This is a genomic window from Kitasatospora sp. NPDC058243 (genome assembly GCF_042882025.1).
Lineage (GTDB): Bacteria > Actinomycetota > Actinomycetes > Streptomycetales > Streptomycetaceae > Kitasatospora.
In genome coordinates, this window is sequence record NZ_JBHVWW010000012.1 from 127798 (window position 1) to 143869 (window position 16072).

At 72.6% G+C, this 16072-nt stretch carries 15 protein-coding genes and 1 tRNA gene; 8 read left to right on the top strand and 8 right to left on the bottom strand.

The genetic code is table 11. The features are described 5' to 3' along the window. Positions 1-66: 66 nt before the first annotated feature. A complete protein-coding gene (locus ACFVX9_RS11580) occupies positions 67-471 on the top strand; it encodes a globin (protein ID WP_063351424.1) in 405 nt (134 codons plus the stop codon). A 28-nt stretch (positions 472-499) separates the two neighbouring features. On the opposite strand, the gene ACFVX9_RS11585 is transcribed toward ACFVX9_RS11580, so the two are convergent. The 5 genes from ACFVX9_RS11585 to ACFVX9_RS11605 all read right to left on the bottom strand — a co-directional run bounded on the left by ACFVX9_RS11585 (position 500) and on the right by ACFVX9_RS11605 (position 6116). Continuing rightward, on the bottom strand, positions 500-1192 hold the full coding sequence (locus tag ACFVX9_RS11585; protein WP_380337993.1) for a hypothetical protein: 693 nt from the start codon (positions 1190-1192) through the stop codon (positions 500-502). Positions 1193-1225: 33 nt separating this feature from the next. Then, the gene (locus tag ACFVX9_RS11590; protein ID WP_063349408.1) at positions 1226-1669 is read right to left on the bottom strand and encodes a thioesterase family protein; all 444 of its coding nucleotides are present in this window, start codon (positions 1667-1669) and stop codon (positions 1226-1228) included. 109 nt (positions 1670-1778) lie between these two features. Further along, positions 1779-3443: an energy-dependent translational throttle protein EttA gene (gene ettA / locus ACFVX9_RS11595; protein WP_079135893.1), complete on the bottom strand. Its 1665-nt coding sequence runs from the start codon at positions 3441-3443 to the stop codon at positions 1779-1781. Between the two features lie 213 nt (positions 3444-3656). After that, on the bottom strand, positions 3657-5162 hold the full coding sequence (locus ACFVX9_RS11600) for a Cys-Gln thioester bond-forming surface protein (RefSeq protein WP_380377832.1): 1506 nt from the start codon (positions 5160-5162) through the stop codon (positions 3657-3659). A 354-nt stretch (positions 5163-5516) separates the two neighbouring features. Next, positions 5517-6116, bottom strand: coding sequence for a single-stranded DNA-binding protein (locus ACFVX9_RS11605; protein ID WP_380377841.1), 600 nt, complete (start codon positions 6114-6116; stop codon positions 5517-5519). Between the two features lie 643 nt (positions 6117-6759). Here ACFVX9_RS11605 and ACFVX9_RS11610 point away from each other — a divergent pair. After that, positions 6760-6835, top strand: a tRNA-Arg gene (locus ACFVX9_RS11610). A gap of 354 nt (positions 6836-7189) precedes the next feature. Here ACFVX9_RS11610 and ACFVX9_RS11615 read toward each other — a convergent pair. Beyond that, a complete protein-coding gene (locus tag ACFVX9_RS11615; RefSeq protein ID WP_380377831.1) occupies positions 7190-7807 on the bottom strand; it encodes a TetR/AcrR family transcriptional regulator in 618 nt (205 codons plus the stop codon). 91 nt (positions 7808-7898) lie between these two features. Here ACFVX9_RS11615 and ACFVX9_RS11620 point away from each other — a divergent pair, with 91 nt between their 5' ends. Beyond that, positions 7899-8447: a GNAT family N-acetyltransferase gene (locus tag ACFVX9_RS11620; protein WP_380377829.1), complete on the top strand. Its 549-nt coding sequence runs from the start codon at positions 7899-7901 to the stop codon at positions 8445-8447. Between the two features lie 84 nt (positions 8448-8531). On the opposite strand, the gene ACFVX9_RS11625 is transcribed toward ACFVX9_RS11620, so the two are convergent. Continuing rightward, a complete protein-coding gene (locus tag ACFVX9_RS11625) occupies positions 8532-9998 on the bottom strand; it encodes an MFS transporter (RefSeq protein ID WP_380377827.1) in 1467 nt (488 codons plus the stop codon). A gap of 175 nt (positions 9999-10173) precedes the next feature. Between ACFVX9_RS11625 and ACFVX9_RS11630 the strand changes: the two genes are divergently transcribed. The 3 genes from ACFVX9_RS11630 to ACFVX9_RS11640 all read left to right on the top strand — a co-directional run bounded on the left by ACFVX9_RS11630 (position 10174) and on the right by ACFVX9_RS11640 (position 12479). Beyond that, positions 10174-10863 carry a TetR/AcrR family transcriptional regulator gene (locus ACFVX9_RS11630; RefSeq protein ID WP_380377825.1) on the top strand — a complete coding sequence of 230 codons (690 nt, stop codon included), beginning with the start codon at positions 10174-10176 and terminating at the stop codon, positions 10861-10863. Positions 10864-10898: 35 nt separating this feature from the next. After that, positions 10899-11708: an enoyl-CoA hydratase/isomerase family protein gene (locus tag ACFVX9_RS11635; protein WP_079135891.1), complete on the top strand. Its 810-nt coding sequence runs from the start codon at positions 10899-10901 to the stop codon at positions 11706-11708. A gap of 168 nt (positions 11709-11876) precedes the next feature. Further along, entirely contained in the window at positions 11877-12479 is a 603-nt protein-coding gene (locus ACFVX9_RS11640; RefSeq protein ID WP_363376314.1) for a hypothetical protein, read from the top strand. Positions 12480-12517: 38 nt separating this feature from the next. Here ACFVX9_RS11640 and ACFVX9_RS11645 read toward each other — a convergent pair whose 3' ends face one another. Next, positions 12518-13744, bottom strand: coding sequence for an acyl-CoA dehydrogenase family protein (locus tag ACFVX9_RS11645; protein ID WP_063349402.1), 1227 nt, complete (start codon positions 13742-13744; stop codon positions 12518-12520). A 127-nt stretch (positions 13745-13871) separates the two neighbouring features. On the opposite strand from ACFVX9_RS11645, the gene ACFVX9_RS11650 reads away from it, so the two are divergent. Next, on the top strand, positions 13872-14510 hold the full coding sequence (locus ACFVX9_RS11650; RefSeq protein WP_380377822.1) for a TetR family transcriptional regulator: 639 nt from the start codon (positions 13872-13874) through the stop codon (positions 14508-14510). A gap of 85 nt (positions 14511-14595) precedes the next feature. Further along, a complete protein-coding gene (locus ACFVX9_RS11655; RefSeq protein ID WP_380377821.1) occupies positions 14596-16056 on the top strand; it encodes a cellulase family glycosylhydrolase in 1461 nt (486 codons plus the stop codon). Positions 16057-16072: the final 16 nt, after the last annotated feature.

A 16072-nucleotide genomic window follows, 5' to 3' on the forward strand; every position in this document is an offset into this window, starting at 1 on the left:
GCCCTGCGGGGTCGTACGCCTTTGGTCCCGGTGTACGACCCCGTCGGCGTCTGCGACCATGGTCGGGTGAAAGAGATCCGGCGAGGAACGTTCAGCGAGGAGACCTTCTTCGACCAGGTCGGCGGCGAACCGACCTTCCGGCGACTGGTCCACCGGTTCTACCAGGGCATCGCCGAGGACGAGTTGCTCCGGCCGATGTACCCCGAGGAGGACCTCGGCCCGGCCGAGGAGCGGATGACCCTGTTCCTGATGCAGTACTGGGGCGGCCCGCGCACCTACAGCGAGCAACGCGGCCACCCCCGGCTGCGGATGCGGCACGTGCCGTTCAAGGTCGACCGCGCCGCGCACGACGCCTGGCTCAGGAACATGCGGGCGGCCGTGGACGACCTGGCCCTGCCCGCCGAGGCCGAGCGGCAGCTCTGGGACTACCTCACCTACGCCGCCGCCTCGATGATCAACACTCCGGGCTGATCCCCGGGCCGGGCCGGGCTGGCTCCGGTCAGCGGAGCGGGCTGAGCCCCAGCCCCGCGCCGGGTGCGGCCACCGTCCGGACCGCCACCGAGCCGGCCGGGGCGCTCAGCCGCAGCCAGCCGCCCGCCCGGTGCACGGTGAGCGGCGCCCCGGGCTTCAGGAAGCCGATCACGTACGCCGCGTGCACCGCCCGCAGCGGCAGCTCCGGCAGCACGGACACCGGGCGGGACCAGATCTCGTCGGCCAGCGCGTCCAGCACCGCACGGCCGCGGTGGTGCGCCGGGACGGCCTCGCTGCGCTCACGGAACTCCCGCACCCCGGCCATCAGTTCGGGGTAAACCTCGGCCGCCGGCGGCGCCCCGACCGGCCGCCAGCCGGTGCGCGGCGGCAGCAGCCCGGCCCAGGCCGGCCCGGTCACCGGGGCGGGCAGCGCGACGGCACCCGTCCCGGCGTCCACGCCGTCCAGCAACTGGCCCGCCGAGACCGTCAGATCGGTCGGCTCGGCCGGCCCGGTCAGCCGGGCGGTGCGGATCGCCAGCGCGCCCGAACCGCCCAGCGGCAGCCGACCGAAGACCGCCAGCACGCCGTCCTCCCCGGCCGGGGCCACCGCCTGCAACCGGACGGCCGCCGCCTTGTCGAAGCGCAGCAGGCGCAGCAGGAACGCGGAGAGGTCGGCGGCCTCCCCGGCGTCGGTGAGGGCGAGGCGGGCGGTGATGGTCAACGCGGGTCAGCTCGAATCGTCGGAGGTGGGTGCTCAGGCGGCGACTACGGCGGGCTCCTCGTCCATGAAACGGGACAGGAACTCCCGCTCCACGGGCGAGATCCGGCGCGGCCGGCCCTCCGCCAGGTCGTAGGGCACGACCACGGTGGACGCCTGGACGTACACCGTCTCGGTGCCGTCCTCGGCGACGTCCTTGATCTCGTAGGACACGGTCAGCGAGGCGCCGCCGATGCGGGTCACCCTGGTCTCGACGGTGACCGGCTCCGGCCGGTGCACCAGCGGGCGCTTGTAGTCGATCTCGTGGCGGGCCACCACCGAGCCGCCCGCGAACTCCCCCGCCCCGGCCTCGGCGGCCTGGGTGAACATGAAGTCGATCCGGGCCTCCTCCAGGTAGCGCAGGAAGACCACGTTGTTGACGTGGCCGAACGCGTCCATGTCGGACCAGCGCAGCGGGCAGGCGTAGATGTGGCGGGCCACAGGTGTTCTCCTCGACGTCCGGTCGCCCGCCGCCGTGCGGTGGCGGCGGGCCGGCGGCCGGCAGGCCGCCCCGAGGGGCAGTCTGCCGGGCCGCCGTGACGGCTGGGTGTCAGCCGCGGGTCAGCTTCTTGTACGTGGCCCGGTGCGGGCGGGCCGCGTCGGCGCCGAGCCGCTCGATCTTGTTCTTCTCGTACGACTCGAAGTTGCCCTCGAACCAGAACCACTTGCTCTCACCCTCGTAGGCGAGGATGTGGGTGGCCACCCGGTCCAGGAACCAGCGGTCGTGGGAGATGACCACGGCGCAGCCGGGGAACTCCAGCAGGGCGTTCTCCAGCGAGGAGAGCGTCTCGACGTCGAGGTCGTTGGTGGGCTCGTCGAGGAGCAGCAGGTTGCCGCCCTGCTTGAGGGTGAGCGCCAGGTTCAGGCGGTTGCGCTCACCACCGGACAGCACGCCGGCCGGCTTCTGCTGGTCCGGGCCCTTGAAGCCGAAGGCCGACACGTAGGCGCGGGACGGCATCTCGACCTGGCCGACGTTGATCCAGTCCAGACCGTCGGAGACGACCTCCCAGAGGGTCTTCTTCGGGTCGATGTTGGCGCGGCTCTGGTCGACGTAGCTGATCTTGACGGTCTCGCCGACCTTGACCACACCGGAGTCGGGGGTCTCCATGTCCTGGAGCATCTTGAACAGCGTGGTCTTGCCGGCGCCGTTGGGGCCGATGATGCCGACGATGCCGTTGCGCGGCAGGGTGAAGCTGAGGTCGTCGATCAGGATCTTCTCGCCGAAGGCCTTGGAGAGGTTCTCCACCTCGATGACGATGCTGCCCAGACGCGGGCCCGGCGGGATCTGGATCTCCTCGAAGTCCAGCTTCCGCATCTTGTCCGCCTCGGCCGCCATCTCCTCGTAGCGGGCCAGACGGGCCTTGGACTTCGCCTGGCGGCCCTTGGCGTTGGAGCGGACCCACTCCAGCTCCTCGCGGAGCCGCTTGGCGCGCTTGGCGTCCTTCTGGCCCTCGACCTTGAGGCGGGACTGCTTGGACTCCAGGTAGGTGGAGTAGTTGCCCTCGTAGCCGATGGCGCGGCCGCGGTCGAGCTCCAGGATCCAGCCGGCCACGTTGTCCAGGAAGTACCGGTCGTGGGTGACGGCGACGACGGTGCCGGGGTACTTGGCCAGGTGCTGCTCCAGCCAGTTCACCGACTCGGCGTCCAGGTGGTTGGTGGGCTCGTCGAGCAGCAGCAGGTCGGGGGACTCCAGCAGCAGCTTGCAGAGCGCCACGCGGCGCTTCTCGCCACCGGAGAGCTTGGTGACCGGCCAGTCGCCGGGCGGGCAGCCCAGGGCGTCCATGGCCTGCTCCAGCTGGGCCTCCAGGTCCCACGCGTTGGCGTGGTCCAGGTCCTCCTGGAGCTTGCCCATCTCGTCCAGCAGGGCGTCCGAGTAGTCGGTCGCCATCAGCTCGGCGATCTCGTTGAAGCGGTTGAGCTTCCCCTTGATCTCCTTGACGCCGTCCTCGACGTTCTCCAGGACGGTCTTGGTCTCGTCGAGCGGCGGCTCCTGGAGCAGCATGCCGACGGTGAAACCGGGCGAGAGGAAGGCGTCGCCGTTGGAGGGGTGCTCCAGGCCGGCCATCATCTTCAGCACGGTGGACTTGCCCGCGCCGTTGGGGCCCACGACGCCGATCTTCGCCCCGGGGAGGAAGCTGAGCGTCACGTCGTCAAGGATGACCTTGTCTCCGTGCGCCTTGCGCACCTTGCGCATCGTGTAGATGTATTCCGCCACGTGAGATCGCTCCGGCGTCGTCGGGAGTATTCGGCTTGCAGCCTTCCATTGTGCCGCACCCGGCCGGGGGCCCCGAACGCCCGGTGTGCCCCACGGGGGTATCCGCAGCGCGGCGTTGAACGGCGAAGGCCCGGCCCCCGCAGCGGGTGCGGGGGCCGGGCCGGGTGCCGTCAGGGCCTCAGGAGGTCAGCGCCTCCGGGCCTGCGGGGCGGTTCAGGCGGCGGTGCGACCGTGGCGGCCACGGCGGCGCAGGACGAAGACCGCGGCGCCACCGGCCAGGACCAGGCCACCGGCGACGGCGGCGAGGATCGGGGTCGAGTCACTGGCACCGGTCTGGGCCAGGCCACCGGTGCCCGGGGCGGAGTTGGTCGCGGCCGGGCTCGGGTGCGCGCCGGCGGCGGTGCTGGCACCGGCCGACGGGGTGCCGGCCTGGCTCGGGGTGCCACTCGGGGTGCCGGTCGGGGCGGTGCTCGGGGCGGTGCTCGGGGCGCCGCTCGGGGTGCCGCTCGCGGCCGGGGTCGACGGGCCGGAGGTCGGCGGGGTCACGCCGGTCTTGCAGTCCAGGACGCCCTTGAACTCCTTGGCGAAGCCGTTCGGGCCGGTGACGTTGATGTCGTAGGCGGCCTTCTCGGCGACCGGGACGAGCACGTTCTCGGTCTTGCCCGGCTGGACGGTCAGCTGCTTGCCCGGCTTGACCGTGACGGTGGCGGCCTCGTCACCACCGTTGGTGACGGTGACGCGCACGCCGTTGTTCTCGCACTCGACCTGGGCGGTGCTGTCGACCAGCGCGCCCTGGCCCTGCTTCCAGGTGGCCTTGGCGCCGGCGGAGACGCTGAGCTTGCTGGAGCCGGCCAGGATCATGCTCTGGCTGTGCCGCTTCGGGTCGTAGCCCTCGCTGAGGAAGACCCGGCCGCTGGGCACGACGGTGTCGGCGGCGGCGGCCAGGGCGACGGAGCCGTCCGGGGTGCCGGCCGGCACGTCCAGGAACAGCTGGGTCTCCTTGATCGGACCGGTCAGGGTGGCGCCGACCGGCTTGCCGTCCTTGTCCACCACCTTGACCTTGTCGGCGGCGTCACCGGTGACGGTGAGCTTCACCTCGGCGGCGCTGGACTTGAGGGTGAAGGGGCCGAGCTTGTTGCCGGACTTGCCGGAGACGGAGTCCGGGTTGAGCGTCAACGAGGGGTTGGGCTCGGCGGCGATGCCCTTGTTGGCGTCGCCGAGCAGGTAGTCGCGCAGCTTCTTGGCCTTGGCGTTGCGCGGGGTGGCGTTCTTGTTGTCCGAGAACTTCCAGATCGCGGCCTGGGTGCCCGCGGCGGCGTCCTCGGCGGTCAGGCCGTCGACGCCGACGGTCTTGCCGAGCGCCGTCAGGTCCTTGACCTGCGGGTAGGAGTTCTCCAGGATCCAGCGGATCTTGGAGGCCGCCTCGACCTTGTTCTTGCCGCCGAGGGAGCTCGACTTCCAGTCCGACTCCTGGTACTTCGCGGCGCTGTCCAGGTAGACCGGGTTGTCGAAGTCGATGCAGTAGGTCTGGATCTCGCCGTTGGACGTCTTGAGGGTGAACAGACCGCCGTCGACGGTCCCCTTGCCCTCGACGTCGATCTTCTCGCCCACCATCGTGTTCTGGAGGACGGCCTTGACGCCCGCACCCGGGGTGTCCGCCGCGGCCGCCGCACCGGCCGCGAACAGGCCCCCGCCCAACACCAGGCTGGTCGTGAGCATGACAGTGGTTATGCGGGGGAGACTCCGCACCTGCCTCTGGAACATCTGGGATCCCTCCGGGGCCGGGCCGCACCGATGGACAGCCCGCCGACTTGCCGTGCCGCGCGCGCCCCCTGTGGCGCTGCTGCGGGTATGAACCAGACGAATCCTATTGAGCCCCGCAGGCCCCGAAACCCCCATGCGAAATCAGGACGATTCCGTATCTGGATCGTTATCAACCCCCTCAGTTTCGACACAAGCTGACGATCAGCCAGAATCTCCTCGCGACTTTTCGTTATCCGGGCGAGATTGCGCATGCGGGCGCAACAACAGTCTCGATCAACATATTTGTCGACAGTTAAGGTCATCGACCCGTCAGATCAGCGCAGCCTGCTCGTCACCTCCCCGCTCCCCCTCGGCCACCCTGCCCCGCTCCCCCGCCTCCGCCTCCGACGCCCCGTCCGACACCGGCCGCGCCGGCGGCGGGGGCTCCGGCGGGCGCGGCGCCGAGGCCACCGCCAAGGCCTTCCGCGCCTCCAGCGCGTCGGCGATCCACCCCGGCACCACCCCTGCCCCGGCCTGCGCCCCGCTCGGCCCGGTGGCGCCCGACGGCTGCCCGCGCACCCCCGCCGCCCAACGGAACGCCGAGGTACCACGGGTGAGGTCGTGTCCGACCGATCGGGCGTCGATCTCGGCCCCGGTGCGCTTCACCTCGCCGTCGGCCCACTCCCGCAGCCGCAGCCGACCACTCACCAACACCGGATCCCCCTTGGCGAGCGAACCGATCAGATTGACCGCGAGCCCCCGCCAGGCCGTCACCGTCAGCCACTGCGTCTCGCCGTCCGCCCAGCACTCGCGCTGCCGGTCGTACCGGCGCTCGGTGCAGCCGAGCCGGAACTTGGCCATCGGCACCCCGCTGCCCGTTTCGCCGTAGCTCACCTCCGTCGCGACAATGCCGACGATCGTCACCTGCATCTCGTTCACAGTGCACTCTCCGTTCTCGCCGATGCACCGTACGGAATCGACCGGTGCGCGTCGAGAGTGCGCTTCGCGGGAAATCCCCGCCAGAGAGTTCTGAAATCCTGTGGACAACTCGATGCCTCGGAAAACCGACGTCACTCGCAGGGGTGAATTTCGGCCTTTCGGCACCCCTTCGAGCCCATCTCATCGCGGCCATGACAACAAACCGGCTGCTCGCCGCCCCCAACCGACACGCCCCGGAACAGCGCCGACCGACCGTCCGCGCACGTCATCCGACCGGAGGAAGCCGAATACGGCCCCCCACCCGCACCGGTGGCGACACATTCTCCGTGCCGAATCCATAACGGGTGGGGCGGCAGCCCCGTAACGACTGCACAACGTCCGGCTCGGAACACTCCCAGACCGCTGCACTCACGGCGTTCACCTGCGATTATCGGACCGCTCCACCGAACCGACACACCAACGGCGGTGTCGTCACACTCGGCCGAGGAACTGGGCACCCTTATCCTGTCCCCGACAGGTCGAGGGCCCACCGACCCCCACCCCCACCCTCACGGTACGGGGCCGGACACGCGCGCCCCCGGCGCTCGTCGCCCGACCCGGCCACGGTCACGCCCGCCCGGGCGCAGCCCGTCCCGCCCCCATAGCTCAGCGGATAGAGCACCCGCCTTCTAAGCGGTAGGTCGCAGGTTCGAATCCTGCTGGGGGCACCACCTCGGCATTCCCGCAGGCCGCCAGGCCGGCGGCCGCATTGCCCGGCCGTCGCGGGCTCCCGGAAATCCCCTCCGCACACCGCCTGATTGCGTACACCCACCGCACCTAACCCGTGACGATGCGTGTCATGGCCACCGCGATAACAGGCTGCTCCGGATGACCGCCACTGCGGATCGGATGCGGGAGAAGACCCGAACAACCGAAATCCCGGGCGAATCACGCTCCGGGGACAATCCGCCCCACCGACCCGGCCGGGAGCCGCTCGGTCGGGTTCCCGACCGGCCGCTCGGCCCGTGATCGCGAGCCCGGCCGGCCGCTCAGCCGATGGCGGCGAGTCTGCCGCCGGTGGCGCGTCAGTCGGCGGTGGCGAGCCCGGCCAGGTAGGCGTCCAGCAGAGCGGTCTGCCGCTCGGGCGGGAACTCCGCCGGGGCGAACAGCACCTGCACCACCAGGCCGAGCGCGAAGGCCTGCGCGCCGGTCGCGAGCGCGGCGGCGTCAGCCCCGGCCGGGAGCTCCCCGAGCCGCTGGGCGTCCGCGACGTGCACCGCGAGGGCCTCACGCGAGCGGGCGTAGCGACCCGCGTGCGCGGCCGCGAGCGCGGGGTCCGACAGGGCGACGTCCCAGGAGCCGACCCAGATCCGGTTGCCGGCCACCGCCGCCCCGTCCAGCGGCAGGACGTCGAGCAGCGCGGCCCGCAGCCGGGCCAGCCCGGGGGGTGGCGGCGGGGTGCCGTCGGCGGGGGCGGTGCGCCGGGGCCGGGAGCCGGAGCGCCGGTCGAGTTCGTCCAGGGCGTGGCTCAGCAGGGCCCGCTTGTTGGGGAAGTAGTGCGTCAACAGGCCGGTGGAGGCGCTCAGTTCGGTGGCCACGGCACGCAGGGTCAGCCCTTCGAAGCCACGGCTGGAGAGCACCCGCCACACGCCCTCGGACACTTCCAGGCGGCGGGCGTCATGGTCTCCACGGGCCGGTGTCATGGGGGTCATCGTACATACCAAACGTTTGTTATGTATGGTTCCCAGCACACCGCGCATCCCGTGGACCGTGCATCCCGTGAAAGGCCAGCCCATGTTTGCCGTACCGCTCGCCGAGAACGCCGAACTGCGCCCGCTGGAGCCGTGGCAGGCGGCCGAGTTCCTGGCCCACATCGACCGCGCCCGCGCCCACACCGACCCGTGGATCCCCTGGGCCACCCGCTCCACCGACCTCGGCTCCGCCCGCGCCACCCTCCAGCGCTACGCCGACCAGCAGGCCGCCGACAGCGGCCGGATCTACGGCATCTGGCGGGACGGCACGCTGGTCGGCGGCGTGATGTTCGTGAGCTTCAACGCCCAGAGCGGCGTCTGCGAGATCGGCGCCTGGACCGAGCCGGCCGGCGAGGGCGGCGGGCTGATCACCGCCGCCGTCCGGGTGCTGATCGACTACGCCTTCACCACCCGCGGCCTGCACCGCGCCGAGTGGTGGTGCTCCGCCGGCAACGCCCGCAGCCGGGCCGTCGCCGAGCGGATCGGCATGAGCCTGGACGGCACCCTGCGCGAGTGGTACCCGCACAACGGGGTCCGCCACGACAAGCAGATCTGGTCGATCCTGGCTCCGGAGTGGACGCCCGGGGCCTGACCGGACGCGGCGGGGCCCGGTGGACACCCCCGTGTCCCACCGGACCCCGCACCCCGGACCGTCGCCCCAGACCCCTCAGGCCCCTCAGGCCGCCAGCACCGGCGGCTCCGCCGCCACCACCGCCCTGGGCACCCGCAGCGCGAGCAGCAGGACCAGCACCAGCAGACCGCCGGCCGACAGGAACACCACGTCGACGGCGTCCGTGAAGCTGCGCAGCGCGTGCTCGCGGGCCGCGCCGCCGAGCGTCCGGACGGCGCCGAGCGGCAGGCCGGGCGCGCCGTCCGCGAACTCCCGGGCCAGCACGGTGCCGAAGAGCGCCGCGCCGAGCGCGCTGCCGAGGGTCTGGAAGAAGCGGATCCCGGTGGTCGCGACGCCGAGCTGGTGCCGGGGGACGGACTCCTGCACCACCGTGACCAGCTGGCCGATCAGCTGGCCCATCCCGACGCCCAGCAGGACGAGTTCGCCGCAGACCGCCCACAGCCCGGTGGTCGGGCCGCTGAGGCCGAGCAGGAGCAGGGCGATCGCCGCGCAGCCCGCGCCGGCCACCAGGAAGGTGCGCTCCGCATGGCCGCGGGCGGTGAGCCGGCCGGCCAGCAGGCCGACCGCCGTCATCCCGCCCGCCATCGGGATCAGGTAGAGACTGGCCGAGGTGGGGTCGACGCCGCGGGCGATCTGCAGGTAGAGCATCACGTAGACGATCGAGCCGGTCATGCCCATCCCGACCAGGCCCTGGATCGCGAAGCCGAGGCGCACCACGCCGATCCGGAACAGCGACAGCGGCAGCACCGGCTCGGCGGCGGTGGCCTGGCGCCACACGAAGAGGCCGAACGCGGCCAGGGTGGCGGCGACGAGCCCGAGGATCACCGGGGAGGTCCAGGCGTAGTCCTTGCCGCCCCACTCGGTGACCAGCAGCAGCCCGGTCGCGAAGGCGGCGGCGAGGGCCGCGCCGAGGAAGTCCAGGCTGCGGCGGCCTGCCGCCGGCGGCAGCTTGATCACCAGGGCGGTGCCGACCAGGACGAGCAGGCCGAGCGGCAGGTTGATGTAGAAGATCCAGCGCCAGCCGAGGTGGTCGGTGAACAGCGCCCCGATCAGCGGGCCGACCGCCATGCCGATGCCCGCGACGATCCCGCCCATCGCACCGCCCTTGCCGCTGCCGCGCTCGGCCGGGTCCTTGAGGTGGGCGACGACCACCATGGTGACGCTCATCAGCCCGCCGCCGCCGATGCCCTGGAGGGCCCGGAAGGCGATCAGCTGGCCCATCGACTGCGCGAACCCGCAGAGCGCCGAGCCGACCAGGAAGGTGCCGACCGCGCCGAGCAGCACGCGCTTGGCGCCGTACAGGTCGCAGAGCTTGCCGTAGAGCGGCAGCAGCGCGGTCGCGGCGAGGGCGAACGAGCTGATCAGCCAGGGCAGCCGGTCGACGCCGTGGACGGGGTCGAGCTCCCGGACGATCGGCACGGTGGCCGCGGACACGATGTTCATGTCGAGCACGGCCAGCACGATCGTGACCAGGCAGAGCAGCATGCCCAGGTTGCGCTGGGCCGGTGTCATCAAGGCAGGGGCAGCGGGCGCCATCGGTAAGTCCCCCCAGGGTCGGTGGAGTTCGGGCCGGGCCGGTGCGGCCGGCGGCACGTCCTCACCATGGCAGTTTTTTTATACCTGGTCAATTCTTAAGCTCAGCTCAATCTTCATCCTGGTCGATCTTTGATCCTGGTACAGTCGAGCCATGGCGACGCACACCGGCTTCAGCCCCGACGACGACCGCGACCTCGACGCCCTCCCGCTGCGCGAGCGCAAGAAGATCCAGACCGGCATCCGGATCTGGCGCACCGCCATCGGGCTGTTCGCCGAGCGGGACTTCGACCAGGTCTCGGTGGCCGAGATCGCGGCCGCCGCCGAGGTGTCCAAGATGACCGTCTTCAACTACTTCCCCACCAAGGAAGACCTGGTCATGGCCCCCATGGAGCAGCACCTCGACGAGCCGGCCCGGGTGGTCCGCGAACGCGCCCCCGGCACCTCGGCGGTGGCGGCGCTGCGCGAGCAGTACCTCGCCGCGCTGGAGCAGCACGACCCGGCCACCGGGCTGAGCGACGAACCGCTCGTGCTCGACGTGGTCCGACTGATCCACCGCACCCCGGCCCTGGCGATGCGCGCCACCGCCGGCTTCGGCCGGCACGCGCAGGGCCTGCTGACCACCGAACTCCTCGCCCAGGACCCGGCCCACGACGAGCTCACCGCACAGATCGCCGCCGCCCAACTGCTGGCCGCCCGACTGGCCCTGACCACCGAGAACCAGCGCAGGATACTGACCGGCGAACGCGCCGCGGCCGCCCTGCCCGCCGCCCTCGACCGGGCCGCGCGCGCCTTCGCCCTGGTCGAGGGCGGCCTCGGTGACTACTGCGCCGTCACCTCCTGAGAGAGTGGGCGCACCACGACCGCCCGGAGGTGCGCATGGACCAGCCGCTGCTCACGCGGGACCGCTCCGCCCTGCCCGCCCACGCCGAGGGCCTGCACGCGTACGTCGGCGAGGACGGCGTCGCCGTCCTGGAGTTCGCCCGACCGCACCGGCGCAACGCGGTGACCCTGGAGATCTGGCAGGCGCTGCCGAAGGTGCTGCTGCGCCTCGCCGAGCAGCCGGGGGTGCGCGCCCTGCTGGTCACCGGCGCCGGCGGCACCTTCAGCGCGGGCGCGGACATCGCCGAACTCGCCGAGGTGTACGGCGATCCGGAGCGCGCGGACGCCTACCACGCGGTCAACGTCGCCGCCGAGGAGGCACTGGCGGCCTTCCCGCACCCGACCGTCGCCGTGGTGCAGGGCGCCTGCGTGGGCGGCGGCTGCCAGCTGGCCGTCGCGTGCGACCTGCGGTTCGTCGCCGAGGACGCCCGGCTGGGGATCACCCCGGCCAAGCTCGGCGTGGTCTACCCGGCGGTGCCGACCGTACGACTGGCCCGGCTGGTCGGCCCGGCCCGCGCCAAGTACCTGCTGTTCTCCGGCGAGTTGGTGACGGGCCGCGACGCGCTGCCGCTGGGCCTGGCGGAGCGCGTCCTGCCGGGCGCCGAACTGGACGCCGCCGCGCTGGAGTTCGCCCGACTGCTGACCCGGCGCTCGGCCCAGACCATCGGTGCGGTGAAGGCCGCGCTGGCCGTCCCGGCGGAGCGGGCGGCGCAGGCGCTGGCGCCCTGGGAGCGCCGCTCCCGGGAGACCTCGGACGTGCCCGAGGGGCTGGCCGCGTTCCTGGAGGGCCGCCCGGCGCGGTTCTGACCGGGGCCGGGCCTCAGGTCCGGGCACCGGCCGCACGGACGGGCTCGCGTACGATCATCCGATCGGCGCCGGGCCGTCCCGACGCCCCCGTCTGCCGACCTTTCACGCCGACCCCTCACGCCGACCCTTCACGCCGACCCCTTTTGCGCACCCGGAGCACACACCCCGATGACGACCGAGGCCACGACCGCCCCCACCAGCCGGACGATCTGGGCCCGCCGGGTCACCGACGGCGTCGAGCCGAAGAACGTCATCATCGCGATGCTCCCGCTGATGGGCGTCATCCGCTACGGCTGGACGGGCCTCGGCTGGGCGGCCTTCGCGGCCCTGTTCGCGGCCGTCATCCCGACCATGTTCATCCAGCGCGGCATCCGCAAGGGCACCCTGGAGGACCGCCACGTCGGCCACCGGCAGCGCCGGCTGACCGTCATCCCGTTCATCATGGGCTCGGTCGCGACCAGCTTCGCCGTGATGCTCTGGCTCGACGCCCCGGCCGACCTGACCGCGATGGTGCTGGCGATGTTCGCCTCGCTGGTCCCGATCCTGGTGATCACCGTCTGGTGGAAGGTCTCCGTGCACACCGCCGTGGCCGCCGGCGCGGTGGTCTGCCTCGGGATCGCGCTCGGCCCGCTGTGGCTGCTGCTCGCCCCGCTGGTCGCGGCGATCGGCTGGTCCCGGGTGGTGCTGCGGGACCACACCACCGCGCAGACCGTCGTCGGCGCGGCGGTGGGCGCGCTCACCGCCGGACTCGCCTTCTGGGCGGCCCGGTAGCCCGGCGGGCCGACGACCCAACAGCCCGGTAGCCGGGCTCAGCGGATCGGCATCCCCGAGATCGCCCGCGCGATCACCAGCCGCTGGATCTCGCTGGTCCCCTCGAAGATCGAGTAGATCGCGCTGTCCCGGTGCATCCGCTCCACCGGGTACTCCCGGGTGAAGCCGTTGCCGCCGAGGATCTGCATCGCCTGCGCGGTGACCCACTTGGCCGTCTCGCCCGCGTACAGCTTGGACATCGAGCCCTCGGCCGCGGTGAACGGCTGGTTGTTGGCCGCCATCCAGGAGGCCCGCCACACCAACAGGCGGGAGGCGTCGATCCGGGTCTTCATGTCGGCGAGCTGGAAGGCCACGCCCTGGTTGTCGATGATCGGGCGGCCGAACTGCTCGCGGGTCCTCGCGTAGTCCAGCGCCACCTCGTACGCGGCCCGGGCGATGCCGATCGCCTGCGCGCCGACGGCCGGCCGGGAGGCCTCGAAGGTGGCCATCGCCGCGTTGCCCCTGCCCCCCGGGCGCTTGACCCCCTCGCGGGCCCGGGCCAGCCGCTCGTCCAGCTTCTCCTTGCCGCCGAGCAGGCAGCTGCCGGGCACCCGGACGCCGTCCAGCACCACCTCGGCGGTGTGCGAGGCGCGGATGCCGTGCTTCTTGAACTTCTGGCCCTGGCTCAGCCCGGGGGTGCCCGGCGGGACGACGAAGGAGGCCTGGCCTTTCGCCCCGAGCTCCGGGTCGACGGTGGCGACGACGACGTGGACGGCGGCGATCCCGCCGTTGGTGGCCCAGGTCTTGGTGCCGTTGAGCACCCACTCGTCCTTGGCCCCGTCGTACACCGCTCGGGTGCGCAGCGCGGAGACGTCGGAGCCGGCGTCGGGCTCGGAGGAGCAGAACGCGGCCACCTTGAGGTCGTCCGGGGTGCCGAACATCTGCGGGGTCCAGGTGCCGATCTGCTCGTCGGTGCCGTTGGCGAGCACCGCGACGGCGGCCAGCGTGGTGCCGACGATGGACAGCCCGATGCCCGCGTCGCCCCAGAACAGCTCCTCCATGGCGATCGGGATGCCGACGCCGGAGGGGTCGAAGTACTGCTGGGCGTAGAAGTCCAGCGAGTAGATGCCCAGCTTGGCGGCCTCCTGGATGATCGGCCAGGGGGTCTCCTCGCGCTCGTCCCACTCGGCCGCGGCGGGGCGGACGACGTCGGCGGCGAAGCCGTGCAGCCAGTCGCGTACGGCGAGCTGGTCCGCACCCGGGTCCAGCGAGAACGTGCTGCTCATGGTGCTTGCCTCCGAAGAAGGGGTACGGCCGACCAGGGGGGTTACCTCGGGTAACATCGTCGGAGTCTGCTACTGATTGGTAACCGGTGTCAACGCCCAGTCAGACCCCGAATCCAAGGAGCAGCACATGTCCCGAGAGCCCCGCCGCGAGCAGCTGCTCAACGCCGCCGACCGGGTCATCCAGCGGAACGGCCCGACCGCCAGCATGAACGCCATCGCCGCCGAGGCCGGCATCACCAAACCGATCCTCTACCGCCACTTCGGCGACCGGAACGGCCTGATCACAGCCCTCACCGAGCGCCACACCAGCGGCCTGCTGGCCGCCGTCCGGGCCGCCCTCGCCGAACCACTGGAGCGCCGCGACCGGGTCGAACACGTCCTGGACACCTACCTGGCCGGGATCGAGGCCCGCCCGCAGGTCTACCGACTGCTCACCCACCCCGAACCGGGCGACCCGAGCGGCCCCGGCACCGCACTCGCCCCCGCACTGCGGCAGATCGCCGCGGAGATCACCCGGGCCGTGCAGAGCCAGGTCGACCTCGGCGCCGACCGCGAGCTGCTCGCCGAGGCCTGGGGCCGGGGCATCACCGGCATGGTGCTGGCGGCCGGCGACTGGTGGCTGGAGACCAGACCCTGCTCACGCACCCGCATGGTGCAGGCGCTCGCCGACCTGCTCTGGGGCCGCCTGGCCGCCGCCGCGGACCTGCCCACCCCCGCCACCCCGGCCCCGGCCCCGGCCCCGACCTCGGCCCCGGACGCCGACTGAACTCCCCTTCCGCGCAAGGCCCTTGTGCGACACCCGGCACCGCAGGCATCATCGGGCCCCCACCCCCGCGCCGTACGAGGTCCCGATGCGCCTGCGCCGCACCGCCGCCGCCCTGCTGCTCGCCGCCACCACGGCCCTCACCGCGGCCCCCGCCACCCCCGCCGCCGCGCACGACGGCGCCCACGGCGGCCCGCCCGCGCGGTTCCCCGCCGCGACGGCCACCGGCCCCGACGGCCGCACCGCCTTCACCGACGCCCAGGGCCGCCGCCTCCACCTGCGCGGCTTCAACCTCGACAAGTACGCCGAGACCACCGAGGCCGACCTCAAGTCCCTGGCCGCGCAGGGCTTCACCCTGATCCGGGTGGCGGTCTCCTGGAACAGGCTGGAGCCCGTCCGCGGCCGCCTCGACCCGACCGAACTGCACCGGCTGCGCCAACTCCTCGGCTGGGCCGACCGGTACGGCCTGCTCGCCCTGATCGACCTGCACCAGGACGTCTACGGGCCGGCGTTCGGCGGCGGCGACCGAGGCATCCCGCCCTGGGCCACCCGGGACGACGGCCTGCCGTTCACCCCCGACCCGAACGACTGGTTCGCCGGCTACTTCCAGCCCGCCGTCCAGGCCGCCTTCCGCCACCTCTACGACGACCCCGACCTGCGCGCCTGGCAGGCCGACTTCTACACCCGGCTCGCCCTCGAACTGCGCGGCCACCGCTCGCTGCTGGGCTACGACCTGTTCAACGAGCCGTTCGGCCCGGTGGACGGCGACCCGACCGACCCGGCCGTCCTCGCCGCCGCCTCCGCCGCCCTCGAACAGGGCCGGCTCGCCGACATGTACCGCCGCCTGATCGCCGCCGTGCGCCGGGTCGACTCCCGCGCCTGGCTGTTCGTCGAACCCACCGTCCTGGTCGGCCAGGGCGTACCCACCCGGCTGCCCGGCTTCGACGACCCGCGCCCCGGCCCGCCCCGGCTCGGCTACGCGCCGCACTTCTACGACACCGCGGTCGAGAACGGCGCCGACTGGGACCCGGCCGACGGCTTCGTCGAGCGCTACACCGCCGCGATCACCGCCTACCCCGCCGCCCACCGCCTGCCCGTCCTGGTCGGCGAATGGGGCCCGCCCGACTCCCGCAGGCCGGGCAACACCCTGCTGGTCCGCCGGCAGGTCGCCGCGATGGACGGCTTCGCCGAGGGCTGGACCATGTGGTACTGGTGCCGCGGCACCGGCGGCTACTGCGCGCTCGACCCGGCCGGGCGCCCCGCCCCCGGCGACGAACCCGCCTTCGGCCCGTACCCGGCGGCCGTCGCCGGGACGGACGTGCGCACCGGCGCCACCACCGTCCGCTGGAGCGCCGACGGCACCCGGCACGGCAGCGAACTCGTCCTGCCCCCGGCGGCGTTCCCGCACGGCGCCGACGTCACCGTCACCCCCGCCGCCGCCCGCGTCGACGTCGAACAGCCAGCCGGCGGGCGGGCCGGAACCGTCCGGATCCGCCTCCCGCACGCCCGCCCGGGCACCCCGGTGACGGTCACGGTCACACCGCGCTGACCGCCACCGGGGCCGA